Origin of the sequence: Phyllobacterium sophorae, assembly GCF_003010965.1 — a bacterium.
In the GTDB taxonomy this organism is placed as follows: Bacteria; Pseudomonadota; Alphaproteobacteria; order Rhizobiales; family Rhizobiaceae; genus Phyllobacterium; species Phyllobacterium sophorae.
Genome location: NZ_PGGM01000005.1, coordinates 155,591 through 180,039, shown reverse-complemented (window position 1 = coordinate 180,039; position 24,449 = coordinate 155,591). Strand labels below are relative to the sequence as shown.

Sequence of the window (24,449 nt, the reverse complement as noted above, 5' to 3'; positions counted from 1 at the left end):
CAGTGAGTTGTATCGATTGAAAATTGCCGTTGTTGCAAGGCAGCATTGATGTTGCTGCATAGCAGCAATCGGCCGGCGCGGCCCCGGGTTTGACAGGCTTTCATTTCCGGACCGCTTCCGGCTATAAAAGATCGGCTGATATCGACCCCTCTCAGGATAGAAAAGTGCCCCAACACAAATCATCTGCACGCGACAGGCTCGAACAAATCCTGACGCGACTATCTGCACGCGCCGCTGATGAGCGCGTTTTTGTCAAGCTGTACTTTGAGACCGCACGTCTTGAGGCGGATGCGGCCGACAAGCGCATGGCGGACGCGGCGCTGCGCGGGCCGCTCGACGGCAGGATTGTCTCGATCAAGGATCTGTTCGATGTCGCCGGTGAACCGACACTGGCCGGTTCGATCATTCGGCAAACTGCAGCGCCCGCAACCATCGATGCAGTCGTTGTCGAAAGATTGCGGGCAGCAGGGGCAATCATCATCGGGAAGACGATCATGACTGAATTCGCCTTCACCGCCGTCGGGCTCAATCCGCACTATCCCGTTGCAGGGAATGCCGTTGATCCGCGCCGGATTGCCGGCGGGTCATCGACTGGCGCGGGCATCTCGGTGGCGGAAGGTACGAGCGAAATCTCTATCGGATCGGATACCGGTGGCTCGGTCCGCATTCCGGCAGCACTGAACGGGGTTGCGGGGTTCAAGCCCACAGCAAGGCGCATACCACTGCAAGGCGCGTTTCCCTTGTCACCAAGCCTCGATTCCATCGGCCCCCTAGCGCGTTCCGTTTCTGATTGCGCGGTAGCCGACTCCATCATGGCGGGGGAGGCGGTTGGCCTTCCTGAACCGGTCTCGCTGAACGGCTTGCGCATCGGCGTGCCTCGCAGCCAGTTGCTTGACTCGCTTGAGAAACCGGTTGCCCATGGTTTCGACGAGACCCTGAAGGCCTGCGAGAAGGCGGGGGCTCTCATCATCGAATGCTCAATCGACGATCTGATCGATGCAATGGCTGACGCCACTTCGGTCGGTTCGATTGCAGGCATTGAAGGCAGCCGGGTTCATGCCTCCTGGCTGCACGATGACACACTGGATGTCGACCAGCGGGTAAGGCGGCCGCTTCTGCGCCGGTTGAGTGTTTCGGAGTCGGATTACATCAGCGTGATGCAGAAGCGGCAGGCGCTCGTTCGGCAAATGGATGAACGCATCGGCAATTTTGACCTGTTTGCGATGCCAACCGTACCGATTGTGGCACCCTTGATCGCCCCGGTCATGGATGATGACGCCTTCTACAAGGAAACGGAATCTCAGCTTCTGCGCTACACGCAGATCGCCAACCAGTTCGACCTTACCGCGATCAGCCTGCCCATGCCGGGCATGCAATTGCCCGCCGGATTGATGCTGATAGCGCAGCATGGCGCGGACCGCCGGCTCCTTGCTATGGCCTTGTCCGTGGAACAGCTTCTATCCAAATCGGTATAGTCAGGCGATTTGCCGGTGTTATTTTTAGGGCGGGTGGAAATAGCACTCGCAATTTCCGGCAATCTCGTCAGGATGCGCACCGGAAGTTACCCCCTTTGCAATAAAGAAGAGGCCCCGCCCGTGATCCGCCATTGTGTATTTCTCCGTTTTCGTGACGATGTGCCGGCGAGTGAGCGGCAATCCATCTACCTTGCCCTTGAGGCCCTCTGTGCAAAGCTGCCAGGTGCAAACGCGATTCAATGGGGTGAGAATGTCAGTCCAGAAACCGGGATGGACAAGGGCTTCTCCGAAGGGTTTATCCTCGACTTTGCCGATGGCGCCGCTCGAGACGCCTACCTCGTTGATGCCGAACACCAGACGATAGCCAGGAATATCGTGTCGTCGACTGTGGGCGGTGCTGAAGGTGTTATCGTTTTTGATATGGAAGTTTGAGACCGATGCAGGATAAGGAATTCTTCAAAAAACTCTTTCAGGCCGCTGTCGATGCAGCTGATCCGGAGCTGACGATTGCCGCGCATCTTCCACCAAAGCCGAAAGGCCGGACGATTGTGATCGGAGCCGGCAAGGGTTCGGCGCAGATGGCCAGCGCGTTCGAGAAGGTTTGGGACGGCCCGCTCGAAGGCGTCGTTGTTACCCGTTATGGCTTCGGCGCAGCGTGCAAATACATAGAAATTATCGAAGCGTCCCATCCGGTTCCGGACGCTGCCGGCCTTGTTGCCTCAAAACGTCTGCTTGAAACCGTGTCCGGTCTTACCGCAGACGACCTGGTTGTGGCGCTGATTTCGGGCGGCGGTTCGGCGTTGCTGCCGTCGCCGCCGGAAGGCATGACGCTGGAAGACGAGATAGCGGTCAACAAGGTTCTGCTCGCATCGGGCGCCCCAATCTCGGCAATGAATGCGGTGCGCAAACATCTCTCCACGATCAAAGGCGGGCGGCTCGCCGCTGCGGCCCATCCTGCCCAGGTATTTTCTTTGATTGTTTCCGATATTCCGGGGGACAATCCGGCGTTTGTCGCTTCTGGCCCGACGGTCACCGACGAAACGACGCGGGAAGATGCTCTTCGGATTGTCGAGCGTTACAATCTCGATTTGCCGAAGGCAGCGCTGGCACGTCTACATTCGGACAAAGCCGATGCTCCCAAACCTTCCGACGCTCTCTTTGCCGGGCATGAACATCATCTGATTGCTTCCGCCGCGGTCTCGTTGGAAGCAACTGCCAAGGCAGCGCGCGACCTGGGCGTCGAAGCGGTTATCCTGTCAGATGCCATCGAAGGCGAAGCGCGCGAAGTCGCCCATGTTCATGCGGCGCTCGCCAAACAGGTTCTGTTGAAGAACCAGCCATTTACAAGGCCAGTCGTGATTCTTTCTGGCGGGGAAACGACCGTGACCGTCCGTGGTAAGGGCAAGGGCGGTCGCAACAGCGAATTTCTTTTGTCGCTTGCCCTCGATATCGACGGGGCGGATGGCATCAGCGCCTTCGCGGCCGACACCGATGGGATAGACGGATCTGAAGACAATGCCGGTGCGTTTGCGGACAGCACCAGCATTGCGCGGCTGCTGGCAAAGGGTCACGACGCTTCGGCCTATCTCAACAGCAACGATGCCTGGACCGCGTTCAACGCGATCGACGACCTGTTCGTGCCGGGTCCCACCGGCACAAACGTCAATGATTTGCGCGCCATCTTAATTCGCTGAACGTTTGCCCGGATTGACGTGGTATCGCCACGATTGGATGGTCAACCGGAAACCGATTCCCTCCATGCAAAGGAAAATCGAATGCGAACTGCACTGCCCCTGGTTGCCCTGTCCCTCGTTCTTCTTGCGGGCTGTACCACAGGACCAAAGGTAACCGCCTCGGGACCCTCGCCGGCCAAGGACACCTATTATGTTCCGCCACCCAAATCCTTGACGACGCGGGCAACGGCTGAAGCTGCCGCAAAGGACGCGGCGAAGCCCGCGGCTGCACAGTAACCAGATACCCGTTCTTTAGCGCCGCCTTCGATTTGAGGGCGGCGTTTTCGCGTCAAGGGATAACCACTGGGAGGGGTTTGGCGAGGCCGATGCAGTCCCATCGGACGAAGTCGAGTGAAGGTGCCTGAAACAACAAAACCCACCGCGGGAGGAGGTGCGGTGGGTTTCGTTGGTTATGGAGGGCCTTCTGGGAGGAGAAGAGGCCATCCGTTTCGACAGAGCCGGGAGGAGGTGACGCTGTCGAAAATTCCTGATCTGAGAATAACTCAACTCGACTGATTTAATATAGACAATATTGCATAGCAGCATTGCGTTTGGTGCATTGCAGCATTTGCCGTCCGTCACGCTCCAATCACGGGCTGTTGACTATGCATAGGGAACGGAACCAGTCCCCAATCCGTTAATAATCCATGAACGAGGCAAAAATAGCGATAACCGCTGGGGCCTCTAAGTGTGATCGGGAGGGGCGGGCAATGCAATTTTATAGATCATCTATCCCCATTCTGGCTGCGGCGCTCATAGCGTCTACTGCTGCAGTGGCTCCGGTGCATGCATTCAATATCAAGAACCAAACGGAGGCATCTACGGAGAGTACTGACGTCAGCAATGAAAGGTTTCAACAGGCGGCCGTGCTCGAAGCACGGGCCTATATCTGCGGAACTGACGAAGCCAGTGAAGCTGCCATGAGGGCGGGAATGAAGGAGACCGGACTGCCGGAAGATATAGCGGTCGAAATTGTCTCTGATCTGGCCTCGGGAATAATCGACAAGGCAGAAGAGACAGGCTCGAGAGCTTTATGCGGAAAAGCGAAAGTTCAACTTTCAAATTTCTAGCAGGGATTGTTCGATGGTCAAATTAAATATTGAACACATCCAGGCACTTACGTATAGTTTTGTAAAATTTTAACAAAATTTGATAGAAGCGCTGCAGGATCACAGATATTTGAAGCAATGTCTGGGCTTTTCAAACCAGTTGTTTTGCTATTAATGTGAGATATAAAGTCATATCGCGATCAGCAAGCACAATTAACCATCGACAAAATTTTCCACGAAAGTATCGCGGAATTTGTTGATAAGCACATTGGTCGCATGGCTATTGCCTGCACACTGATGCGAGAACGTTTGGTGCGAGGGGTAGTTCACCATTGCGGTTCACGGGATATGGGAGAGAACAGCATGAGCAAGAGAGCAAAAACACTGGAAGCACTGAAAACGGAGCTCTCGAAATTGTGCACGGTTGCAGACAATGAAGGTTTCGAAATGATCGCCTACTTTATCGAAACCGCAATTCGCGAGGCCAATGAGCAATTGTCGCAGGAAACCCGTGCTGTCGCTGGTCTCGAACTGCGTCTGCAATCGTCACGCCCTGTCTAGCTCTCGCAATCTCTCCCATTCAATCAAGCTTCAATATTTGTGAATCATGAAATCGCCTGCGCTCATTGTGCGCGATAGGTGCTTGCCTATATGAAGCCAATGATCCCTTTATCTGTCCTCGACCTTTCACCGATTACCGCTGGCAGCAATGCCGGGCAATCTCTCCGCAACTCGCTCGATCTTGCGCAACATGCAGAACGCCTCGGTTATAATCGCCTGTGGCTCGCCGAGCACCATAGTATGCGCGGAATTGCCAGCGCCGCGACGGCTGTGGTGATTGCCCACGTGGCCGCGGGCACCTCGAAGATTCGCCTCGGTGCGGGCGGTATCATGCTGCCAAACCATTCCCCGCTGATGGTCGCCGAAGCCTTCGGTACACTTGCCTCTCTTCATCCGGACCGGATTGATCTCGGCGTTGGCCGCGCACCCGGTACGGATCAGATCACCGCCCAGGCCCTGCGGCGCAATCTGGATCAGGACATTAACGGTTTCCCGCAGGATGTGGTTGAACTGCTGGGCTATTTCCGCGATCCCGAACCTGGCCAGCGCGTTGTCGCCGTGCCTGGAGCGGGGCTCAAGGTGCCGGTGTGGATACTGGGCTCGAGCCTGTTCGGTGCGCAGCTCGCAGCGGCGCTCGGCTTGCCCTATGCCTTTGCGTCGCATTTTGCCCCGGCGGAAATGGAGCGCGCCATCGAGATCTACCGCACCCGGTTCGAGCCGTCCGAATACCTCGACAAGCCTTATGTAATGCTGGGCCTCAATGTCTTTGCGGCCGAGACCGATGCCGAGGCGAAGCTGCTGCAAAGCTCGCAACAGCAGGCTTTCGTCAACTTGCGTACGGGTAACCCCGGCCAGCTCCCTGCGCCCATGGAAGGCTATGAGGAAACCCTGGACCTGCATGCCAAGGCGATCTTGCGCCAGGCGCTGTCATGCAGTGTGGTCGGCTCACCGGAGACCGTCAAAGCCGGTGTCGAGGATTTTATCCAGCGCACGGGTGCGGATGAAATTATGGTGACAGGACAGATCTTTGATCACACGGCGCGAATACGCTCCTACGAGATTCTTGCCGAGGTCATGATCAAGCGACCTGAAGCCGCACCCCTAAGCCGCTTGGCGTAAGCCACCTGCTGCCTCGATGAAAGCAATGACTTCGTCGAGGCCGTTCCTGCGCAGCATGTCGGTAAAGACATAGGGCTTGGCGCCGCGCTGAATCCTGGTATCGGCGTCCATAACGTCGAGATTTGCCCCGACATATGGCGCCAGATCCTTCTTGTTGATGATCAGCAGGTCTGACCGGGTGATGCCGGGCCCGCCCTTGCGCGGTATTTTCTCGCCCTGGCAGACGGAAATCACATAGATCGTCAGGTCGGCGAGATCGGGCGAGAAGGTTGCCGCCAGATTGTCGCCGCCCGACTCGATGAAGACGATATCGAGATCTGGATGCCGCTTGTTCATCTCGGCGATTGCCTGCAGGTTGATGGTTGCATCCTCGCGAATGGCGGTATGCGGACAGCCCCCTGTTTCCACGCCCATGATGCGGTCTTCGGGCAGCGCCTGCAGCCGGTTGAGGATCAGCGCGTCTTCCTTGGTATAAATGTCGTTGGTGACGACAGCAATGGAATAGCGGTCACGCAACGCCTTGCACAGCATCTCGGTGACAGTGGTCTTGCCGGAGCCGACTGGCCCGCCAATGCCAACCCTGAGCGGTCCGTTTTGCGAAATCATGAGCGAAATACCCTCGAATATTGTGTTTCATGTTGCATGGCCATGATGTCGGACATGATGGTCGCTGAGCCGAGATCATCAAGATTCGAATCTGCCGCCTGCGCAGCGATCGTTATGATCTGCATTTCCATCGCTGCCATCAGGGCGACGCCGTGGCTTTGACCGAGCGGTATTAGACGGACAGCACCCTGAATAAGGTTCGAAAGAACCGCATGCAGAAACGCCGCTAGCGCAGGCTTCAGCGAAACGCCGTTGCTGGCAGCAATGGCGGCGACGGCGACGGGGTAGGGCATGTCATCGGCGAAGGCGGATTCTTTTACGCCCCAATGCCGTATGGCATGCAGGAATGCGTTGCCTTGGAGCATGGTTTCCATATGCCGTTCTTTCGAACCCGCCATGGCTTCGCCGAGTTCGGCGATGTGCTGGAAATCGACACCGCTGTCCGACGCCCGCCAGCTTGCCGCAAACAGAACAGCGTCATTCCACACCGAACCGTGGTGCATCAAATCGTACAGCCAGTTCTGCAGTGAGGTCTTGTCATGGATCAGTCCGTCATGCACGGCCCGCTCGATCCCGTGGCTATAGGAAAACGCCCCGACCGGGAAGGCCGGGGAGAGCCACGTCATCAGGCGCAAAAGCGCCGCGTTTGGGTCAAGGTCAGTCATCGGCGTGATGATGGTGGTGCTCATGATCGTCATGCCCATGCGAATGGCCGTGCCCGCTGTGATAGGCTCCGCGCAGCGGATGGAATGGAGCGGTGATCTCGATAACTTTGGCGCCGAGCCCTTCCAGCATCCCTTTTATGACGTGATCTCTCAAAATGACGATGCGATTCTCTTCGAGTTGAGCCGGCAGATGCCGGTTGCCGAGGTGCCAGGCCAGTTCCGTTAAATGCTGCCGGCTGCGAGGAGTGATTTCGTAGAGCGACTCATTGGCCGCAATGATCTCTGCCATCCGCCCGTCTTCGAGAATGAGCACATCGCCATGGCCGAACGCGATCGCATCAGGCAGATCGACAAGGATTTGCTCGCCCCTTGATAAGGTCAGCACCTTGCGGCGCAAATGCCGCTCGTCATGGGCAAGCACCACATGATCGAACGCCGTGCCGTGATAATGTCCGGCGTGGCCGTGATCCGTCACTCGCTTCATTTTGGGTTTTCCGGGTTGAAATCGTGGTTCATGCACAGGAAGAAATCGATTGGCGGCGCGTGGCCGGTCAATTGTGACAGCAGCGTATGCACCTGCCCGCGATGATGGGTCTGGTGGTTGAAAATCTGTGTCAGGCAGCGATCGAGCGTTGAGATATAGGGCTCACCTTCGGTGGTGATCCAGCGAAAGACTCCCGTGAGCGATGCTTCATTCATGCCCTCGATCACGCCGACGATGTGATCATCGAGCGCAATGCGGGCGGCATGGAGGTCGCCGAAGTTGTCGTGCAGGATAACGTCGAGCGATGGAATGGCATAAAGGTTGCCGGTAAAACGCCCGAACCATAATTTGTCGATCGCCAGAATGTGGTTGAGCGTGCCGTGGACGGATTTGAAGAAGGCGCGCCGGTCCGCGAAATAGTCTTCCGGGTCGAGTGTCGCGACAGCCGCGTAAATTCGCCCATTGGCCCATCTGTTGTAATAGGCGAGGCGCCGAAAATGGTCTTTCATTGCATTGTCCTCAAAACAGGAAATAGCGTTGCGCCATCGGCAATACCGTCGCGGGTTCGCAGGTCAACAGTTCACCATCGGCGCGCACTTCATAGGTCTCCGGGTCGACCTCCACATGCGGGGTCGCATCATTGTGGATCATCGAGGCCTTGGAAATGCCGCCCCGCGTGTTCTCGACCCCGATCAACTGCTTGTCGATGCCAAGCGACTGGCGCAAACCGGCTTCAACCGAAGCCTTGCTGACGAATGTCACCGACGAATTGCTGACATTCTTGCCATAGGCACCGAACATATAGCGATAGTGTACCGGCTGTGGCGTCGGGATCGACGCATTCGGATCGCCCATCGGCGCGGCGGCGATCGAGCCGCCAATCAGGACCATGTCTGGTTTCACACCGAAGAAGGCCGGATTCCAAAGCACGACATCGGCACGTTTGCCAACCTCGATGGAGCCAACATGCCGCGAAACGCCCTGTGCGATAGCCGGGTTGATGGTGTATTTGGCGATATAGCGCTTCACGCGGAAATTGTCGTTGTCACCTGTCTCCTGTGGCAGACTCCCGCGCTGGCGCTTCATCTTGTCGGCAGTCTGCCAGGTGCGGATCAGCACTTCCCCGACCCGTCCCATCGCCTGGCTGTCGGAAGAGATGATCGAAAACGCGCCGATATCGTGCAGGAGATCCTCGGCCGCGATCGTTTCCTTGCGGATGCGGCTCTCGGCAAAGGCCACGTCTTCCGGGATAGAGGAGGACAGATGATGACAGACCATCAGCATGTCGAGATGTTCGGCAATGGTGTTCTTGGTATAGGGCCGCGTCGGATTGGTCGACGAGGGTATGACATTCGGCAGGCCGCAGATCTTGATGATGTCTGGTGCATGCCCGCCGCCGGCGCCTTCCGTGTGAAAGGCGTGGATGGTACGGCCCTTGAATGCGGCAACCGTGTCCTCGACAAAGCCGCTCTCGTTCAGCGTGTCGGTGTGGATCATTACCTGAACGTCGTATTGGTCAGCAACTGACAGGCAATTGTCGATCGCAGCGGGTGTCGTGCCCCAGTCCTCATGCAGCTTGAGCGAGCATGCGCCGCCGAGGATCATTTCCTCCAGTGCATTCGGCAGCGACGCGTTGCCCTTGCCGGAGAGGCCGATATTCATCGGGATCGCATCAAAAGACTGGATCATCCGTCCCATGTGCCACGGCCCAGGCGTGCAGGTGGTTGCCAATGTTCCATGTGCCGGACCTGTGCCGCCACCGAACATGGTGGTGATGCCGGACATCAGCGCTTCCTCGATCTGCTGCGGGCAGATGAAATGAATATGCGCGTCCATCCCTCCGGCGGTAAGTATCTTTCCCTCGCTGGCGATGATCTCCGTGCCAGGGCCGATGATAATGGTCACGCCCGGCTGTGTGTCGGGATTGCCCGCCTTGCCGATGGCAACGATCAACCCGTCCTTCAGGCCCACGTCGGCCTTGTAGATGCCGCTGTGATCGACGATCAGCGCATTGGTAATCACAGTATCGACAGCACCATCTGCGCGAGCCACCTGGCTCTGGCCCATGCCGTCGCGAATGACTTTGCCGCCACCGAATTTCACCTCTTCGCCATAGACGGTGAAGTCTTTTTCCACCTCGATAAAGAGCTCGGTATCGGCAAGGCGAACCTTGTCGCCGGTGGTTGGGCCGAACATCCGGGCATAGGCGGAACGAGTGATTTTAGCGGGCATGAAACTTCCCTCTTGGGTGAATTGTGCCATGGGCGACTGCGGGCTCTTGCCACATTTCTGCCGCGACATTGCCTTGGAATAACCCGATCAGCGACCGCTTCAGATCGAATTCGGCATGTGAAGTGCGCGCATCATCAGTAGATGATCGTTCGCCAATCATGTGAAAGGAACAACGATGCGAAAGATGATAGTCCTCGCGCTCTGTGCGGCATTCCCGCTGGCAACTTCCGTTGCCTACGCGCAGTCCGCAGCGCCGCAGGCTCCCGATGCCCAGCAGCCCGCTGGCAAGAGCGAAACGCCCGCCCAGCCGGGCGCAACGCAGATTACGACGATCAACATCGTCGACATCAACGAATTGCCAGAAGCGACCAAGAACCAGGTCAATGAAGCTATCGCCAAGCGTAGCGACACGGACGTGGAGAAACTGCGCAGCTCGATCGACAAGTCGCCGGAAGTTGCAGCGGCACTGAAGGAAAAGGGTTTGACTTCCGCGGCTGTGGTCATCGCCAGTCTCGATGCCAAGGGCCTTTTGACCCTCGTCACGAAGAAGCCAAGCTGACCTGCGGGCCCCGCTCCAACAGCTTTTGGCGTATGCGTTGCGATCGGCACATTCCCGGTCGCATTGCGGTATGAAATCAAGCGGGCCGGTCAAAGCTTTCCCATGATCTTCTGCTGAAACCCATAGACGGTCCGGTTCCCGCCAAGTGGCACGAGCGTGACATCGCGCTCCTGTCCCGGCTCGAACCGGACCGCGGTTCCGGCGGCAATGTCGAGACGCATGCCGCGCGCCTTGTCGCGCTCGAACGCCAGCGCCGAATTGGTTTCGAAGAAATGGTAGTGCGACCCGACCTGCACCGGACGGTCGCCGGTATTTGCCACTTTCAGCGTTAGATTGCTCGCGCCGGTATTGAGCTCGATCTCGCCCTTGGCCGTAATGATTTCACCTGGGATCATGCTGGTCACCTAGCGGATGGGTTCGTGTACGGTGACAAGCTTGGTCCCGTCAGGAAATGTCGCCTCGACCTGGATATCGTGAATCATCTCCGGGATGCCCTCCATTACCTGATCGCGGGTGAGAACATGCGCGCCAGCTTCCATCAGGTCGGCGACGGAGCGGCCATCGCGTGCTCCCTCGACGACAAAATCGCTAATCAGGGCAATGGCTTCCGGGTGATTGAGCTTGACACCGCGCTCGAGGCGGCGGCGTGCCACCATGGCCGCCATGGAGATGAGGAGCTTGTCTTTTTCACGCGGCGTCAGATTCATTTTTTCCCTTGGGCATCACTCTTTGGTCGCAGCTTAAATTGACCATACTTTAGGCACGCCTGCCTTTTTGTTCAGCAGTTCGATCAGCGGCACCAGCCTCTTCCTCAGCGAATAGGCGTCACCATCGATCACCCTCGCAAGAAGCTTGCCAGACCAGCTGGTAGCACCGCCTTTTGTTCCAATTATTTTTCGGCTGGGCTCGAGATATCGTTCGGCATCCGCATCGAGCAACAAGATCGTGGCCATGGTTCGCATTCCCCCAAACATCGCCGCACGGCCCAGCATCGAGGCCGCATCCGGACCAATCAGGAAGTCTTCGGCATGGATCAGCTTTCCACCCCGCCGGATACGCCAGCGATCGCGGAAGGTGCAGTTCCGCACGTCTTCACCCATGGCCTTGCGCCCGAAAACCACCGGCTCGACAATGAGCGCGCGGCTGGTCTCCGCAAGATCGACGGTAAGGGTCCGTTTCAGCGCCGATCCTTCGAACAGGATCGTTTCCTGCGGCAGCCAGGCGACCGAGGCTTGCTCTCCCGCTTCGAGTGCGCTTGCAACATCCGCGACGCCGGCGGATGCCCTGTAGATGCGTTCACAGGCCTGCGTGGTGATCTGCGCTCTGCAATCGTCCGCAACCGCGAATTGCCAGCGCATCTCGTCGCCGCCCGTAAGGCCGCCCGACGTATTGATCATTACCGCTTCCAGCGAAAGGTCATCGGTATCCGGCAAGCGGATCTTGGCGCAACCTTCCTGGTAAAGCGTACCGATACGCGTGCGGCCATTGACTGGTTTGACAGCAAGCCGCGCCGAGCCGTACGCACGCTGTGGTCTGGCTTCAAAGGTCAGGTCGAGGGAAGAATGATCATTCATCTCAAGACGCCAGACCAATGGGTGAAATCGCGAAAGTTCAATGGCTTCCAAGCTCTATGGCGCGCTGGTGTGCCTTGGATATGGCCCTTATCATCAGGCGCTTGAGCTCGTCGTGACCCATCAACACGTCCAAGGCGGCAGCGGTCGTACCTTTGGGGCTCGTCACCTGTTCGCGAAGTTTCGTAGGCGTGTCCTCGCTGGAGGCCGCCAGGACGCCGGCGCCGTAGACAGTCTGCATCGCCAGCAGTTCCGCAGTCTTCCGCTCCAGGCCCGCCACAACGGCAGCCTCGGTCAGGCATTCGATGAAATGGAACACATAGGCCGGGCCGGAGCCGGAAACAGCCGTTGCCACATCGATCAAGCTCTCGTCATCCACTGCGGCAACTTCACCGCTTGTCTTCAGCAAGGTATCGACAAACCCGGCATCGCTGCCGCTTACATGCGCATTGCGGAAAGTGACGATCATGCCCTTGCCGATCGCAGCGGGCGTATTGGGAATAGTACGGATTATCGCGGCCTTATCGCCGAGATACTGTTCGAAGAGCGCGACCTTTATACCGGCAGCGACGCTGACAAAAGTTGTCTTGTCAGCAAAGCGCTCATAGGCGGGCAAGACATCGCGCATCACCTGCGGCTTTACCGCGATGAGAATGACACGGGGTGACAGGTCCGTTTCAAGCCTGCCGGCATCGGCGTGGGCATGGACGCCAAGCGTTGCTGCACGTTCGCGCAAAGCATCGGTCGGCTCGACGACATAAACCTGGTCCGGCTTCAATATGCCTGCATCCAGCCAGCCTTTGAGCATGGCAAAACCCATATTGCCGCATCCGACGAGCACTACATTATCGACCATTCTATTCTCCCGCTTGTTTGCCGGCACTTTGGTCCGCCGTGGTGCGCCGGGTCAACAGGGCAATAACGATTTACACGCGCGTTGCGATGGGAATACGCGCAGTCATCCGCAATCCGAAGCATGCCATGACCACCAGCAGCCAGACCGGGTCGGCGCGGCGGAAGAAGAAGCTCTCGAGAAAGGCGTTCATCAGCGAGAAAGTCAGGCACATCATGAAAAAGTCCGCCATGAATACGTTCTCCCGCTTGCGCAAGCAGCGGGCATAGTCGAAAAGCGGCTGCAACACGAGCACGATGAGGGCGCAGATCATCGCGGGAAAGCCCATGGCGACAGCGATGTCGAGGTAGCCATTATGGGCGTGGACGATACCGCGCACATCCCAATCGAGATAATAGCTCGGGTTCTCGGCCTGCCGCACGACGGGCGCTTCCCAGAAGCTTTCAAAGCCATAGCCCCGCCACGGCGTTGCAGCGAGCTTTTCCAGTGCAAACTGCCAAATGGAAGTGCGGCCTGTAAAAGTTGCGTCCGCGCCCATCTGGACGAGGAGATCGTGCGACGCGGGGAAGAACATCGAGCCGATCGTGAAGAAGAAAAAGCCAGCTAGTGCGATGCCGATGAGGAGCGCAGCGACCATGCGCAAGCCGAACAGGCCCGGAAACAGGACGAGAAATATTACGATTGGCACGAGCGCCGTAGCAGTCTTGGAACCGGTATGCGCAACAAACCACAGCGCGAGCAGCAGAAGCGCGATCCCCATACGTCGCCAGCTGCGACGGATCAGATAGATGCCGCCGAACGAGAAGGCCGCCATCACCGGCCCGGCAATGTTCTTGTGCGCAAAGATGCCGCGCCAAAGCCCAGCGTGTTCGGCCTCAATCTCGCTGGTGGTGTGTTTTGCCAGATCTGGAACGATGAGGAGACCGGCATAGGATAGCGCAAGCACTGCAAAGGCCGCTATGGCCAGCGCCAGCGAAAACCCATCCGCATCACGCGGCAGTGCCAGTACGGCAACGACGCACAGCACGCCGATCAGCGTGAAAACGACCGCACGTTGCGCCGCCCCAGGATCGATCGCCACAAAGGTCGACAGGAAGAGGAAGCCGAACATGATGATCCACATGGGACTGATGAGCGTAAAAAGGGTGCGCGGATTGGCGAACACCAGCATGCCGAGCAGGGATAGGCCGCCGAGTGCGCCGAATCCGAGCTGATTGACGAGATCGCCACCGCTGCCGGCGATGGCCGTGCTCGCAGGCTGGAAAGGGCGAAAAGAAATCAGCAGGACGCACAGAATGGACGCCGCGGCGAGGCTGGCGGCCAGTCGCATTGGTATCGCCGGTGCGTCAGTTCTTTTCAGGTTGTCGATACTGCTCATTGGAATATCCGAATTCCGCCAGAACGCGGCCGAGGCCAATATAGACCTGATAGATTCCGATGGACAGCGAGCCTGTCTGCGCCACCTTCACCACGGCTCGAAACGGCGAGAGGGCGAGTAACACCAGGCTTTTCGCAACCGTTTTCGCTGCGCCAAAGGGTTCATCCGCCCGCTTGCGTTTTTCGATCAGGGTTGAGATCACCCCATTGCGCAGGGCGCGCGCCCTGATCCAGTCGGCCTCGACGCGCCGCGCCGGGATGGTTTCGTAGACCGGCGCTTCGGCACACCAGGCGATGGTGAAGCCCTTGACCACGCTGCGGCTGATGAAATCCGAATCGCCGCCGCCCATGAAATTGAAGGTGAGGTCGAGAAACGGAAACGGCATTGCTTCCAGGACATTGCGGCCAATCAGAAGATTTCCGGATGAATAGATGATCGGTACAATGCCGGTTTGCGTGTAGTGCGGGCTGAAAACCGGATGCGCCGACCATATGGCATGCTCCTGCCTGGCAAAGACCGGAAGCTGCGGCCCGCCGACAAAATCCACGCCATAGCTCTGCCGCGTGATGCACATGTTTTCAATCCAGCTGGCATCCGCAATCTCGTCGTCGTCGATCACGAGCAAAGACGAGAAATTTGGAAACATCTTCAGGGCCGTGAGCCATCCGGCATTGTAAGCATTACAATTTCCGCGGTCATGGGCGATGATCAACAGGCCTGTGTATTCGCCGATCTCGAACAGCTGTTTCGCTGCCTCGGCACCTTCGCGTTTCTCCGCCTCGTTCTCCATGACGATAATCGCAAAGCGGCGCTTGGTCACCTGCGCCTTCAACGACGCCAGCGTCTTCAGCAAATGCTCCGGCCGCTTGAATGTCGGTAGCGTCACGACAACGTCCACCGACTCCGGATCAAGGTCCGGCGATTGCGCAACAACGCTGATATTGGCGTGAAGGTTGTCCAGGTTCATCACCGGAATATTTACCCGTTAGCTATGCTTGCAACTTATAGGAGCAGGTTGTTCAACATTTCATTACATTCTGCGATCAAATCCAATAATGGGTAATTTGTCCCCACAGGGTACCGAGCCCAGGTGGTAAACTCAATTCAAGGTTCAAATGGCGCATCTGCTGTTCGTAACATCCCTGGTTCCCGACGGGAAGCCGACCACAGGCTATGAGATCGCCAACAAGGCTATCATCGACGGTCTGGTGCGCGCCGGTGCTCGTGTAACCGTAATTGGCTTTACCTGGCCGGGCAGCGCGCCTCTCGATCCCGGCAGCACTATTGTCCTTGGCGAAGTGGATGTGCGCAATGATACGGCAAACCTTTCGCAAAAGTTGCGCTGGCTGGGCAAGGCCGTCCTGGCGGGGCTCACCGTCTCATCGGTGAAACTGCGCATCATCTCGAGGGAAAGGTTGCGCAGGGCCATCGCCTCTGCCGGGCCCTTCGATGCCTATGTGCTGAATGGCGTGCCGCTGGCGGGTGCCTTCGAGGATTGTTTCAACGACAAGCCTCAAGTTTTCATCGCCCACAATGTCGAGCATCGTTCCGCACGGGAAAATGCCGATGCCGCAACGAGCCCCATCCAGAAATATCTGTTCAACCGTGAGTCCAACCTGCTGGCCAAGCTCGAGAGGCGGCTATGCGGCAAGGCGTCATTTGTCTTCACCCTTGCCGACGAAGATATTGACGCGCTGGGACTGACGGGAACCGGCCGCGCCGCCGCACTTCCCCTCGTAACCGGCGCCGACACGGCGAAGATGACCGGGCGCAAGATCCAACGCGATCTTGGCCTGATCGGAACGTGGACATGGCAGCCCAACCGCATTGGCCTTGAATGGTTCCTGCATGAGGTCGCGCCGCACCTGGAAAAGAATATCGCGATTACCGTCGCCGGCAGTACGCCAGCCGATCTGAAGGCTGCATGGCCGAATGTCAATTTCGCCGGGCGTGTGCCCGACGCTGTTGATTTCGTCCGCAGTTGTGCGGTCATTCCATTGATCAGTCGCGCCGGAAGCGGTGTGCAGCTCAAGACGATCGAAACATTCGAAATGGGCTTGCCGAGTGTTGCGACCGCGCTCTCCATACGCGGCATCGCTGATCTCCCCGACAATTGCGTCGTCGCCGACGATCCTGTCCGCTTTGCGCAAGCGATCAACGCCATGGTCGCACGGGTCCGTTCTGGTGAGGACCTGACCCGTTCAGGCGAAGCATTTCGTGCCGCTCAGCTTGCACGGCTCGACCAGCAGATGCTGCTTGGTCTGAGCCGGCTCGAAACCCAACTCACCAGTGGACGTGTTGCGGCATGAGCGCATATGGCCGGTCTGGTGAGACGGATTTGCCGCGTCGGGCCATTCTTGGCGTACCGGTCGTTGCGTTGCCATGGGACGGGGCCATTGAGACAATGCACGCCATGATTGCCGGCAAGCGTTTCGCTCTCATCACCTGGTTGAACGCCCACAACGCAAATCTCGCGCACGAAAATGACGATTTCCGCCAGGCACTCGCACGTTTTCTGGTCTTGCCCGACGGCGTGGGTGTCGATATCGCTTCAAAGCTGCTGCATGGCGCACCGTTTCCGGCCAATCTCAATGGCACGGATTTCACGCCGGCCCTGTTGCAGGCGCAGATCAATCCCTTGCGCGTCGGCCTGATTGGCGCACGACCGGATGTTGTGGAAAAGGCGGCGTCAAGTTTCAGACAGTTGGCGCCACAGCATGAGTTCCGCGTCATAAGCGACGGGTTTTTCAGGACGGCAGACGAGCCGCGCATTCTGGAGATCCTGAAGAATTTTCACCCCCATATCCTTCTTGTGGCCATGGGCGTTCCCAGACAGGAAATGTTCATGGCGAAGCACCTTACGGCCGAACATTGCCTGCTGGCCTTCGGTGTCGGGGCGTTGTTCGATTTCAGAGCCGGTGCCGTGCCGCGCGCACCGCGCCTTGTACAGAAGCTCCGCCTTGAATGGCTCTATCGCCTCGCGCAGGAACCGGCACGCCTCTGGCGCCGCTATATTGTCGGCAATCCGCTTTTTCTGCTACGCGTCATGCGGGCAAAGCTAAAGGGCAGCAGGGGCGCATAATGAGAACGGCACTTGTCACGGCGAGTTATGCGCCGGATTTCGAGCGTTGCAGGCTGCTCTGCGAGACGATCGACCGTTTTGTCACGGGGTTCACCAACCACTACATCCTTGTCGAGCATCGTGACGTGGCGCTGTTCCGGCAACTTGAGGGCCCGCACCGCGTCGTGATCGATGAGAACGATCTCTTGCCAGGCTGGATCAAGTCCTTTCCCGATCCCAGCAATTTTGGCCGCCGCCGTGTCTGGATCTCGCCGCGAACCCTGCCTTTGCGCGGCTGGCATGTGCAGCAATTCCGGCGCATCGCCATCGCAGCACATGCGGAGGAAGACGCGTTCTTCTACGTCGATTCCGATGTCGCTTTTCTCAAGCCATTCGATTGCACATCGGTCTGGCACGGCAAGGATCTGCGGCTGTTCCGGCGTGACGGCGATCTGTTGCGACCCGTGCCCGGCGATCAGCGGATCTGGTCGGAACATGCCGGAAAGGTGCTGGGCATCTGTCCGGTCAACCCTGCCGGTCATGACTATATCGGGACCCTCATTGCCTGGCGGCGTGATACTTTGCTGACAATGTGCAAGCATATCGAGGAGGTGAGCGGCCGCCACTGGATCGCGGCGATCGGCCGATCGCGGCGCTTTTCCGAATGCATGATCTACGGCCGCTATGCCGATGAAGTCCTGATGGCTGCGGGACACTATCACGACGGCGCCGAGTTTTGCCGGGTTTACTGGTTTGCCCCGGCTCCGACGGATGCAGAATTCGTCGCCTTCGTAGGAGCCATGACTCCGGAACAGGTTGCGATAGGCATGCAGTCATTCATTGGCGATGATACGGCGCGCATCCGCAAACTGCTGGCGTAGCCCAAAGTTTTGAATTTTTGGCTGATGAGCCAGCTGGTTAAATTCTCAGACCCGGCGCGCGGGCTTTTTGATCGCGCGATAGGTCAGGGATGCCGACAACAGGTAAAGCACCGCGAACATCGCGTTCAGCCAGATCATCCAGTCGTGGGTGTCGAGAAATGTCACGAGAATCCACGAAAGCAGCCCCGCTTTCGCCAGTCCCAGCAGCGCGAGATTGATCGCGCGCAATCCGGACTGACCGCGCGCATAGAGCAGCTCCGCCTGATATTCAATGAGATTGCGCAGCCCAGGCACCAGAAGGACCAGTGGCAACAGTGAAATCACGGAAGCGACGTTCGCACCCAGCGCCCGCGGGAATATATACAGAAACACGGCAAGCGCCGCCAGGCCAAGCGTCGACACCAGAAAGACGCCCGCCTCAAGGCCGCCACGAATCTTCATTGATTTGAGCATGTCGGGCGTTCGCATCAGCTTCTGCACAAGCATCATGTTGAAAGAACGCACGGGCAGGGCGGTAAGATCGACGAGGCGCATGATAATTGCGTAGACACCGGCAGTCTGCGGCCCGCCAACGGCCAGGACAAGCACTTTGTCGAGCTCCGATTGAACATAAAACAGCACTTCTGCGCCCGTGACCGCAAAGGAATCCGCCAGCCTTCTGCGATAAAGCTGCGGGACGAGCCGCAGCCGTACCCTTGGATAGAAGAACACAACCGCAATTATCAACGCCAGTCCATTGGCCGCCGCATACCACCAGCCCCATGCGGCGAGCGTCGTCACTGCCGAGAAGGCAAAGAGGACGGCGGCGGCAGCGCGCAATGCCGTGCCAATGATAACCAGAAGGGCCGCGCGGCCAAAACGGTTGAGACCATTATTGACGATAACCACCACTTCCAGCGACCGCCACAACAGCGCTTCCGCCGCGACGATGACGGCATAGGTGCCAAGCGCCAGATCGGCGCCAAAGAATGCCAGATGGGTCAGATAGGCCGCCACAATGAAGATCGGCAGTGACACGACGACCGCTGCCAGAAACCCGCCGGTATAGGCGCCGATCAGTTGCGGCTTGACGGTGGATATGCGGTAAAGCGGCGAGACAAAGCCGAAGGATACGAGGCGCGACAACACCACGCCGGTCGCCGATGCGGTGGCAAACAGCCCGAACTCGGCGATCGACAGCGTATTGGCGAGCGCGACGAAATAGGCGAGCGAAATGACAAGCCGTCCTGCCGATCCGCTGATCACCGAGAAGTAATCGCGGATAAGTCCCGCATTGGCTTTCAAGTGGCGTGCAACCAATTTCTTTTCCTGTTGGAGTACGCCAGAAGTACTGGACTGTTCCGCCCTTTTGCATCAGACATCAATTTTGCGGATTTCTATATGAAAAGGCTTAACGGCTGGTGTTGTCGACTCCAAGCTGTGATATGCAGGGTGCTCAACACGCAAGTGCTTTGGTTCTTGCTGTGCCGACAATTAACCATTTATTTTCCATAGAACTTTAGGTTGAATTAACCGTGGATCGTTCGGTCCGCTATTGAATCGGGCCAGGCAGCGGTTTTGGAGTTCAGGTACGGATGAGTAATCGTGAAAACGAGATGCCAAAGCGGCCGCGGCGCTCGCTTCTCTCGTTTGCCAGTCAGCCGGGGCCAGCGGGGGAGACGCATGTCGACCCCGAACCCGTTACAACGCCTGTACGTAACGAAGACAGTCTCGACCATTATCATCGCATGCGCGCCTTGCGTCTCGCTGCTGGCAGCGAAATCCAGCCTGCGCTGACGGCTTTTTCTGAAGGTCTGACGCCCGAAGAAGCCGAGCAGGAAGCGATTGACCGCATGCGTGCGGACATGGCGGCAATCAAGGCGGAACTCAACCGGCGCGTTGATGCCGATGAACATGTCATACCGCTGCGCCAAACGCCTCCGCCATTGCCGGATGAACCGGCCCCAACACCGGCGGAGATACCGGCCATTGCCCAACCTGTCGCGCCCGAACCTGTCGCGCCAATGCCGGTTGACCGGCCGCAGCCCCGCCGGACAGAAATACGGCAGATCGAAGTGCAAAGCGACGAATGGAAGCCGCTTGTCGACCCGCGCGTTGTCCTCAATCGCGTTGGCCGTTCCAAGTCGCTTATCGTTGCAACCACGATCCTCGGCACGCTGCTTGGCGCCGGCTATGCCATGACGTTGCCCAAGCTCTATGCATCGACGGTCGAGGTGCTGGTCGATCCGCGCGACCTCAAGATCGTAGACAAGGAAATATCGTCGAGCCAGCTTCCTGTCGACGCCTCTCTGGCCATTGCTGAAAGCCAGCTGCGTGTAATCCAGTCGAGCAGTGTCCTGACCAAGGTGATCGACCGTACAGGTCTGGCCAAAGATCCGGAATTCAACGGTGATCTGAGCGACAGAGGCATCCTCGCCTCTGTACGGGACCTGTTCTCAACCGACAGCACCCCGGACGCGACGACGCGGGAGACCTTGCTCCTGCGCAACCTCTATGATCATCTCGAGGTCGAGCGCAGCACCAAGAATTTCATCTTCAATATCACCGTCAAATCGCGCGACCCGGAAAAAGCGGCCGTCATCGCCAATACGGTATCCGACGTGTTCCGCGAGGAGCAGGGCAATATTCAATCAGATACCGCCCGCCAGGCAACAGAATCCCTGACCGCGCGCCTCAACGATCTGCGCACCGGCGTCGAAGAGGCTGAAAATGCCGTGCAGAAATACAAGGCAGACAATGATCTTGTCGATGTGCAAGGGCGTCTGATCAGCGACGATGAGATTTCCCGCACCAACGATGAGCTCACGACAGCACGCAACCAGACGATCCGGCTCAATGCACAGGCTGCCTCCATTCGCAGCGCCTCGGTTGAAGGCGTTCTTGGCGGTGGCAATACGCTACCGGAGGAATTCCGTTCAGGCGTCATCGTCGCGCTGCGCTCGCAATATGGCGCGTTGAAACAGCAAGCCGACGGTCTTGCCACAAAACTGGGGCCGCGCCATCCGCAGCTCATCCAGGCGCAGTCGCAAGTCGACGGCATCCGCAACGAAATCCGCAATGAACTCAACCGGATTGCCTCTTCGGTGCAGGTCGAGCTCAAGCGCTCGGTGCAGCAGGAGCAGGATCTGGCCGCGCGGTTGGCACAATTGAAGGCGCGTACGGCCAGCACCAACGAGGATATGGTCCAGCTGCGCGAACTCGAACGGGAAGTCACCGCCAAGCGCGAAGTCTATGAAGCGTTCCTGCTGCGCGCCAAGGAGACCGGCGAACTCGAGGGCATGAACACCACGAACATACGGGTGATCTCGCCGGCGCGTCCCGCACTTGAAAGCACTGGCGGCTCGCGCAAGCTCGTGGCGATAGCCGGGTTGCTGGGCGGTCTCTTCACGGGTCTCGGCATCGCCGTGCTGCTGGGCATGATCGAGAGCTTTCGCGCCGGCAACCGTCCCGTTGATCCCGAAGACGATGCCCCCGTCGATCCGGCACCACCCTCCGGCGGCAAGCGCACCGGGCATGCCGAAGGCGGAGAGCCTGCACCGGCCGCATCGTCGGAATCTCGTCTCGGCGCTGCCATCAGACGCGCGCAGACTCGGGCCATTCTCTCGGACGAGACCGACTTGGGCGTGATTGAAGCCGGCGTGGCAGCGCAAGCGGTCGCCGACCAGATCGCGGTTGCCGAGTTCTTGTATGCTCATGCCGATTTGCTCACGCCGCGGCATCACGACAATTCCAATATCGAGGAAATGCTGGCCGATATTGCCGAAATCCGCGAAGTTCTGCGGCTTCGCGCTGACCGGCAAGCCAGTTAGTCGCGGAAGAATAACGGCGCGCGGTGGACCTAATGCAACCTTGGCGTTGGGCCTTGCCCCTTGTCGTCAATCACATAACCACGGTAGAACCGGTCCAGCGTAAACGGCGCGGAGAGCGGGTGCGGCTCGTCCTTGGCGATGGTCCAGGCGAAGCATTTGCCTGAAATTGGCGTCGCCTTGAATCCGCCATAGCACCAGCCCGTATTCAGATACATGCCCGGCAATGGGCCGGTGGTGATGATCGGAGAGCCATCCATCGACATATCCATGATGCCGCCCCAGGATCGCAGGAGCTTGACGCGTGCCAGTGCCGGAATGAGCGCGACGAATTCGCTCATCACATCCTCGACGACCGGCAGGTTGCCGCGCTGGGCATAAGAATTGTAGCCGTCGATATCGCCGCCAAAGACCAGGCCGCCCTTGTCCGACTGGCTGAAATAGAGGTGTCCACCGCCAAAAGTCGCCACCGTATCGACGACCGGCTTCAGCGCTTCGGAGACGAACGCCTGCAGTACATGCGATTCGAGCGGAAGGCGATCAATACCCGCGCGGCGCATGAGTTCGCTGGTGTGGCCTGCAACAGCACACGCGACCTTCTTCGCTTTTATTGGACCGCGCGTCGTCATGACTCCGGTAACAGTATCGCCATCTTTCAAAAAGCTGGTCACTTCGCAATTCTCGATGATGTCGACGCCGCGCTGGTCGGCGGCGCGGGCATAACCCCAGACGACGGCATCGTGCCGCGCGGTACCGGCACTGCGCTGCATCAGGCCCCCGAGAATGGGAAAGCGTGCCGAATCGCTGATATCGAGTCCGGGGATCAGTTTCTTGATTTGTTGCGGATTCATAAGCTCGCAGTCGATGCCATTCAATCGCATCTGGTTGCCACGCCGCGCATAGACGTCCAGTTGGGGCAGGGTGTGAGCGAGATTGACCACGCCGCGCTGCGAGAACATCACATTATAGTTGAGATCGTGGGACAAGGTCTCCCACATTTTCATCGAGGCTTCGTAGAAGTGCTGGTTCTCGGTCAGCAGATAGTTCGAGCGGATCGCCGTTGTATTGCGGCCGATATTGCCGGAGCCGAGCCAGCCTTTTTCCACCACCGCTATATTGCGGATGCCATGTTCCTTGGCGAGGTAGTAGGCAGTGGCAAGGCCGTGGCCGCCGCCTATGATCACCACATCATAGGATGGTTTCGGTTCGGGTTTGCGCCAGGCGGGCTTCCAGTCCTTGTTGCCGTTGAGGGCGTTCTTAAGAAGGTTGAAAGCTGAATAACGCATGAGAGATTCCGGATTCGGATGAAGTTTATCGATCATGCTTGGCTTTTTTGCCTTCGCCAAGCCCCTAAGATCGATCGTTGAGGCACATCATCGCATTGCCCTTGAGTACCGCTTTCGCTATTGCGTCAGTGAACGCCGTTTTGACGGTATTATTCGGCCGCAAAATCAACAGTATGTTGATTGATCCCCCAAGGGTTGATTTTCAGGAGCAGCACATGGCAGTGACGATCAATGGCAAGGAGATTGCCGAGGACGTGGTCTCGAAGGTCAAGGCATCCGCCGCTGACCTGATTGAAACCAGCGGCATCACTCCCGGCATTGCGGTCGTGATCGTCGGCGAAGACCCTGCCAGTCAGGTCTATGTTGCGTCAAAGGGCAGGAAGGCGCGTGAATGCGGCTTTCACTCCGTCCAATATACTTTGTCGGAAGAGACTTCCGAGAACGAACTGGTCGCGCTCGTTGAAAAGCTCAATGCCGATCCGCTGATCCACGGCATTCTTGTGCAGTTGCCCTTGCCGAAACACATCGATTCAGGCCGCATCATCCAGACGATCTCGCCGGACAAGGATGTCGACGGCTTCCATTTCATCAATGTTGGCAAGCTCGGTACGGGTGAGATCGAAACTGCATTCGTGCCCTGCACGCCGGCTGGCTCGATGCTTCTGATCGAACGCATTCTCGGCCGCGATCTCTCCGGCCTCAATGCTGTCGTCATCGGCCGCTCCAACATCGTCGGCAAGCCGATGTTCAACTTGTTGCTTGCACACAATGCGACAGTCACTATCGCGCACAGTAAAACCAAGGATCTCGCCAGCATCTGCCGCAATGCCGATATTCTGGTTGCTGCGGTCGGCAGGCCGCAAATGGTCAAGGCCGAGTGGGTAAAACCTGGCGCAACTGTCATTGATGTGGGAATCAATCGCATTCCTGCGCCGGAAAAGGGTGAGGGCAAGACGCGCCTCGTCGGCGATGTGGATTTTGCCGATGCATCCACCGTCGCCGCGGCCGTCACGCCGGTTCCGGGCGGCGTCGGGCCAATGACGATTGCCATGCTCATGGCCAATACGCTCGTTGCTGCCTATCGCTCGGCAGGCAAGACTCTGCCTCGCTTCTAATGGGGAATCCGGTTA

26 protein-coding genes are annotated in these 24,449 nt (G+C 58.1%); 13 read left to right on the top strand and 13 right to left on the bottom strand.

Going from position 1 to position 24,449, the window contains the following annotated elements:
* Positions 1-164 precede the first annotated feature (164 nt).
* The 7 genes from CU103_RS13440 (at position 165) to CU103_RS13410 (ending at position 5,937) form a co-directional block, all read left to right on the top strand.
* Positions 165-1,475: an amidase gene (locus CU103_RS13440; protein WP_106664440.1), complete on the top strand. Its 1,311-nt coding sequence runs from the start codon at positions 165-167 to the stop codon at positions 1,473-1,475.
* A gap of 15 nt (positions 1,476-1,490) precedes the next feature.
* Positions 1,491-1,907 (top strand): Dabb family protein, encoded by a 417-nt coding sequence (locus CU103_RS13435; protein WP_245448797.1) that lies wholly within the window; start codon positions 1,491-1,493, stop codon positions 1,905-1,907.
* A gap of 5 nt (positions 1,908-1,912) precedes the next feature.
* Entirely contained in the window at positions 1,913-3,169 is a 1,257-nt protein-coding gene (locus CU103_RS13430) for a glycerate kinase type-2 family protein (RefSeq protein WP_162707222.1), read from the top strand.
* 81 nt (positions 3,170-3,250) lie between these two features.
* Positions 3,251-3,445, top strand: coding sequence for a hypothetical protein (locus CU103_RS13425; RefSeq protein WP_106664438.1), 195 nt, complete (start codon positions 3,251-3,253; stop codon positions 3,443-3,445).
* Positions 3,446-3,855: 410 nt separating this feature from the next.
* Positions 3,856-4,278: a hypothetical protein gene (locus tag CU103_RS13420; protein ID WP_106664437.1), complete on the top strand. Its 423-nt coding sequence runs from the start codon at positions 3,856-3,858 to the stop codon at positions 4,276-4,278.
* Positions 4,279-4,620: 342 nt separating this feature from the next.
* Positions 4,621-4,818 carry a hypothetical protein gene (locus CU103_RS13415; protein WP_106664436.1) on the top strand — a complete coding sequence of 66 codons (198 nt, stop codon included), beginning with the start codon at positions 4,621-4,623 and terminating at the stop codon, positions 4,816-4,818.
* A 99-nt stretch (positions 4,819-4,917) separates the two neighbouring features.
* Positions 4,918-5,937 carry an LLM class flavin-dependent oxidoreductase gene (locus tag CU103_RS13410; RefSeq protein ID WP_106664600.1) on the top strand — a complete coding sequence of 340 codons (1,020 nt, stop codon included), beginning with the start codon at positions 4,918-4,920 and terminating at the stop codon, positions 5,935-5,937.
* Here CU103_RS13410 and ureG read toward each other — a convergent pair.
* Genes ureG through ureC form a run of 5 tightly spaced genes read right to left on the bottom strand, consistent with a single transcriptional unit; the run spans position 5,920 to position 9,924 of the window.
* A complete protein-coding gene (ureG, locus tag CU103_RS13405; RefSeq protein WP_106664435.1) occupies positions 5,920-6,543 on the bottom strand; it encodes an urease accessory protein UreG in 624 nt (207 codons plus the stop codon). The genes CU103_RS13410 and ureG overlap by 18 nt on opposite strands.
* On the bottom strand, positions 6,540-7,232 hold the full coding sequence (locus tag CU103_RS13400; protein WP_425350600.1) for an urease accessory protein UreF: 693 nt from the start codon (positions 7,230-7,232) through the stop codon (positions 6,540-6,542). Before CU103_RS13400 ends, ureG begins: the two co-directional genes overlap by 4 nt.
* Positions 7,201-7,692 carry an urease accessory protein UreE gene (locus CU103_RS13395; RefSeq protein WP_106664433.1) on the bottom strand — a complete coding sequence of 164 codons (492 nt, stop codon included), beginning with the start codon at positions 7,690-7,692 and terminating at the stop codon, positions 7,201-7,203. The genes CU103_RS13400 and CU103_RS13395 overlap by 32 nt, the downstream gene beginning before the upstream one ends.
* Positions 7,689-8,201, bottom strand: coding sequence for a DinB family protein (locus tag CU103_RS13390; protein WP_106664432.1), 513 nt, complete (start codon positions 8,199-8,201; stop codon positions 7,689-7,691). The genes CU103_RS13395 and CU103_RS13390 overlap by 4 nt, the downstream gene beginning before the upstream one ends.
* 10 nt (positions 8,202-8,211) lie before the next feature.
* Positions 8,212-9,924 carry an urease subunit alpha gene (gene ureC / locus CU103_RS13385; RefSeq protein WP_106664431.1) on the bottom strand — a complete coding sequence of 571 codons (1,713 nt, stop codon included), beginning with the start codon at positions 9,922-9,924 and terminating at the stop codon, positions 8,212-8,214.
* Positions 9,925-10,099: 175 nt separating this feature from the next.
* On the opposite strand from ureC, the gene CU103_RS13380 reads away from it, so the two are divergent.
* Positions 10,100-10,483 carry a hypothetical protein gene (locus CU103_RS13380; protein ID WP_106664430.1) on the top strand — a complete coding sequence of 128 codons (384 nt, stop codon included), beginning with the start codon at positions 10,100-10,102 and terminating at the stop codon, positions 10,481-10,483.
* A gap of 89 nt (positions 10,484-10,572) precedes the next feature.
* Here the strand turns inward: CU103_RS13380 and CU103_RS13375 are convergent, their stop codons facing one another.
* The 6 genes from CU103_RS13375 to CU103_RS13350 form a co-directional block, all read right to left on the bottom strand.
* Positions 10,573-10,878 (bottom strand): urease subunit beta, encoded by a 306-nt coding sequence (locus CU103_RS13375; RefSeq protein ID WP_106664599.1) that lies wholly within the window; start codon positions 10,876-10,878, stop codon positions 10,573-10,575.
* Positions 10,879-10,887: 9 nt separating this feature from the next.
* Entirely contained in the window at positions 10,888-11,190 is a 303-nt protein-coding gene (locus CU103_RS13370) for an urease subunit gamma (RefSeq protein WP_106664429.1), read from the bottom strand.
* A 33-nt stretch (positions 11,191-11,223) separates the two neighbouring features.
* Positions 11,224-12,057 carry an urease accessory protein UreD gene (locus CU103_RS13365; RefSeq protein WP_106664598.1) on the bottom strand — a complete coding sequence of 278 codons (834 nt, stop codon included), beginning with the start codon at positions 12,055-12,057 and terminating at the stop codon, positions 11,224-11,226.
* Positions 12,058-12,094: 37 nt separating this feature from the next.
* Positions 12,095-12,910 (bottom strand): pyrroline-5-carboxylate reductase, encoded by an 816-nt coding sequence (gene proC / locus CU103_RS13360; RefSeq protein ID WP_106664428.1) that lies wholly within the window; start codon positions 12,908-12,910, stop codon positions 12,095-12,097.
* A gap of 70 nt (positions 12,911-12,980) precedes the next feature.
* Complete coding sequence (locus CU103_RS13355; protein ID WP_106664427.1) at positions 12,981-14,285, bottom strand: O-antigen ligase family protein; 1,305 nt, start codon at positions 14,283-14,285, stop codon at positions 12,981-12,983.
* Positions 14,254-15,252, bottom strand: a complete 999-nt coding sequence (locus CU103_RS13350; RefSeq protein WP_106664426.1) for a glycosyltransferase family 2 protein — start codon at positions 15,250-15,252, stop codon at positions 14,254-14,256. Before CU103_RS13350 ends, CU103_RS13355 begins: the two co-directional genes overlap by 32 nt.
* Positions 15,253-15,400: 148 nt before the next feature.
* Between CU103_RS13350 and CU103_RS13345 the strand changes: the two genes are divergently transcribed.
* The 3 genes from CU103_RS13345 to CU103_RS13335 are packed head-to-tail and all read left to right on the top strand — an operon-like array spanning position 15,401 to position 18,227.
* A complete protein-coding gene (locus CU103_RS13345) occupies positions 15,401-16,594 on the top strand; it encodes a glycosyltransferase (protein WP_106664425.1) in 1,194 nt (397 codons plus the stop codon).
* A complete protein-coding gene (locus CU103_RS13340; RefSeq protein ID WP_106664424.1) occupies positions 16,591-17,367 on the top strand; it encodes a WecB/TagA/CpsF family glycosyltransferase in 777 nt (258 codons plus the stop codon). The genes CU103_RS13345 and CU103_RS13340 overlap by 4 nt, the downstream gene beginning before the upstream one ends.
* Positions 17,367-18,227: a DUF6492 family protein gene (locus tag CU103_RS13335; RefSeq protein WP_106664423.1), complete on the top strand. Its 861-nt coding sequence runs from the start codon at positions 17,367-17,369 to the stop codon at positions 18,225-18,227. Before CU103_RS13340 ends, CU103_RS13335 begins: the two co-directional genes overlap by 1 nt.
* A 45-nt stretch (positions 18,228-18,272) precedes the next feature.
* On the opposite strand, the gene CU103_RS13330 is transcribed toward CU103_RS13335, so the two are convergent.
* Positions 18,273-19,526 (bottom strand): lipopolysaccharide biosynthesis protein, encoded by a 1,254-nt coding sequence (locus CU103_RS13330; RefSeq protein WP_106664422.1) that lies wholly within the window; start codon positions 19,524-19,526, stop codon positions 18,273-18,275.
* A 275-nt stretch (positions 19,527-19,801) separates the two neighbouring features.
* Between CU103_RS13330 and CU103_RS13325 the strand changes: the two genes are divergently transcribed.
* Positions 19,802-22,036, top strand: a complete 2,235-nt coding sequence (locus CU103_RS13325; protein WP_106664421.1) for a GumC family protein — start codon at positions 19,802-19,804, stop codon at positions 22,034-22,036.
* A gap of 29 nt (positions 22,037-22,065) precedes the next feature.
* Here CU103_RS13325 and CU103_RS13320 read toward each other — a convergent pair whose 3' ends face one another.
* Positions 22,066-23,319 carry a sarcosine oxidase subunit beta family protein gene (locus CU103_RS13320; RefSeq protein ID WP_162707221.1) on the bottom strand — a complete coding sequence of 418 codons (1,254 nt, stop codon included), beginning with the start codon at positions 23,317-23,319 and terminating at the stop codon, positions 22,066-22,068.
* Between the two features lie 215 nt (positions 23,320-23,534).
* Between CU103_RS13320 and folD the strand changes: the two genes are divergently transcribed.
* Positions 23,535-24,434, top strand: coding sequence for a bifunctional methylenetetrahydrofolate dehydrogenase/methenyltetrahydrofolate cyclohydrolase FolD (gene folD, locus CU103_RS13315; RefSeq protein ID WP_106664597.1), 900 nt, complete (start codon positions 23,535-23,537; stop codon positions 24,432-24,434).
* The last annotated feature ends 15 nt before the right edge of the window (positions 24,435-24,449 follow it).

Excerpts from the sequence above, each read along its gene's own strand:
- CU103_RS13430 (WP_162707222.1), top strand. The coding sequence starts at position 1,913 with ATGCAGGATAAGGAATTCTTCAAAAAACTCTTTCAGGCCGCTGTCGAT.
- CU103_RS13425 (WP_106664438.1), top strand. The coding sequence starts at position 3,251 with ATGCGAACTGCACTGCCCCTGGTTGCCCTGTCCCTCGTTCTTCTTGCG.
- CU103_RS13420 (WP_106664437.1), top strand. The coding sequence starts at position 3,856 with ATGAACGAGGCAAAAATAGCGATAACCGCTGGGGCCTCTAAGTGTGAT.
- CU103_RS13415 (WP_106664436.1), top strand. The coding sequence starts at position 4,621 with ATGAGCAAGAGAGCAAAAACACTGGAAGCACTGAAAACGGAGCTCTCG.
- CU103_RS13410 (WP_106664600.1), top strand. The coding sequence starts at position 4,918 with ATGATCCCTTTATCTGTCCTCGACCTTTCACCGATTACCGCTGGCAGC.
- ureG (WP_106664435.1), bottom strand. The coding sequence starts at position 6,543 with ATGATTTCGCAAAACGGACCGCTCAGGGTTGGCATTGGCGGGCCAGTC.
- CU103_RS13400 (WP_425350600.1), bottom strand. The coding sequence starts at position 7,232 with ATGAGCACCACCATCATCACGCCGATGACTGACCTTGACCCAAACGCG.
- CU103_RS13395 (WP_106664433.1), bottom strand. The coding sequence starts at position 7,692 with ATGAAGCGAGTGACGGATCACGGCCACGCCGGACATTATCACGGCACG.
- CU103_RS13390 (WP_106664432.1), bottom strand. The coding sequence starts at position 8,201 with ATGAAAGACCATTTTCGGCGCCTCGCCTATTACAACAGATGGGCCAAT.
- ureC (WP_106664431.1), bottom strand. The coding sequence starts at position 9,924 with ATGCCCGCTAAAATCACTCGTTCCGCCTATGCCCGGATGTTCGGCCCA.
- CU103_RS13380 (WP_106664430.1), top strand. The coding sequence starts at position 10,100 with ATGCGAAAGATGATAGTCCTCGCGCTCTGTGCGGCATTCCCGCTGGCA.
- CU103_RS13375 (WP_106664599.1), bottom strand. The coding sequence starts at position 10,878 with ATGATCCCAGGTGAAATCATTACGGCCAAGGGCGAGATCGAGCTCAAT.
- CU103_RS13370 (WP_106664429.1), bottom strand. The coding sequence starts at position 11,190 with ATGAATCTGACGCCGCGTGAAAAAGACAAGCTCCTCATCTCCATGGCG.
- CU103_RS13365 (WP_106664598.1), bottom strand. The coding sequence starts at position 12,057 with ATGAATGATCATTCTTCCCTCGACCTGACCTTTGAAGCCAGACCACAG.
- proC (WP_106664428.1), bottom strand. The coding sequence starts at position 12,910 with ATGGTCGATAATGTAGTGCTCGTCGGATGCGGCAATATGGGTTTTGCC.
- CU103_RS13355 (WP_106664427.1), bottom strand. The coding sequence starts at position 14,285 with ATGAGCAGTATCGACAACCTGAAAAGAACTGACGCACCGGCGATACCA.
- CU103_RS13350 (WP_106664426.1), bottom strand. The coding sequence starts at position 15,252 with ATGAACCTGGACAACCTTCACGCCAATATCAGCGTTGTTGCGCAATCG.
- CU103_RS13345 (WP_106664425.1), top strand. The coding sequence starts at position 15,401 with ATGGCGCATCTGCTGTTCGTAACATCCCTGGTTCCCGACGGGAAGCCG.
- CU103_RS13340 (WP_106664424.1), top strand. The coding sequence starts at position 16,591 with ATGAGCGCATATGGCCGGTCTGGTGAGACGGATTTGCCGCGTCGGGCC.
- CU103_RS13335 (WP_106664423.1), top strand. The coding sequence starts at position 17,367 with ATGAGAACGGCACTTGTCACGGCGAGTTATGCGCCGGATTTCGAGCGT.
- CU103_RS13325 (WP_106664421.1), top strand. The coding sequence starts at position 19,802 with ATGAGTAATCGTGAAAACGAGATGCCAAAGCGGCCGCGGCGCTCGCTT.
- CU103_RS13320 (WP_162707221.1), bottom strand. The coding sequence starts at position 23,319 with ATGCGTTATTCAGCTTTCAACCTTCTTAAGAACGCCCTCAACGGCAAC.
- folD (WP_106664597.1), top strand. The coding sequence starts at position 23,535 with ATGGCAGTGACGATCAATGGCAAGGAGATTGCCGAGGACGTGGTCTCG.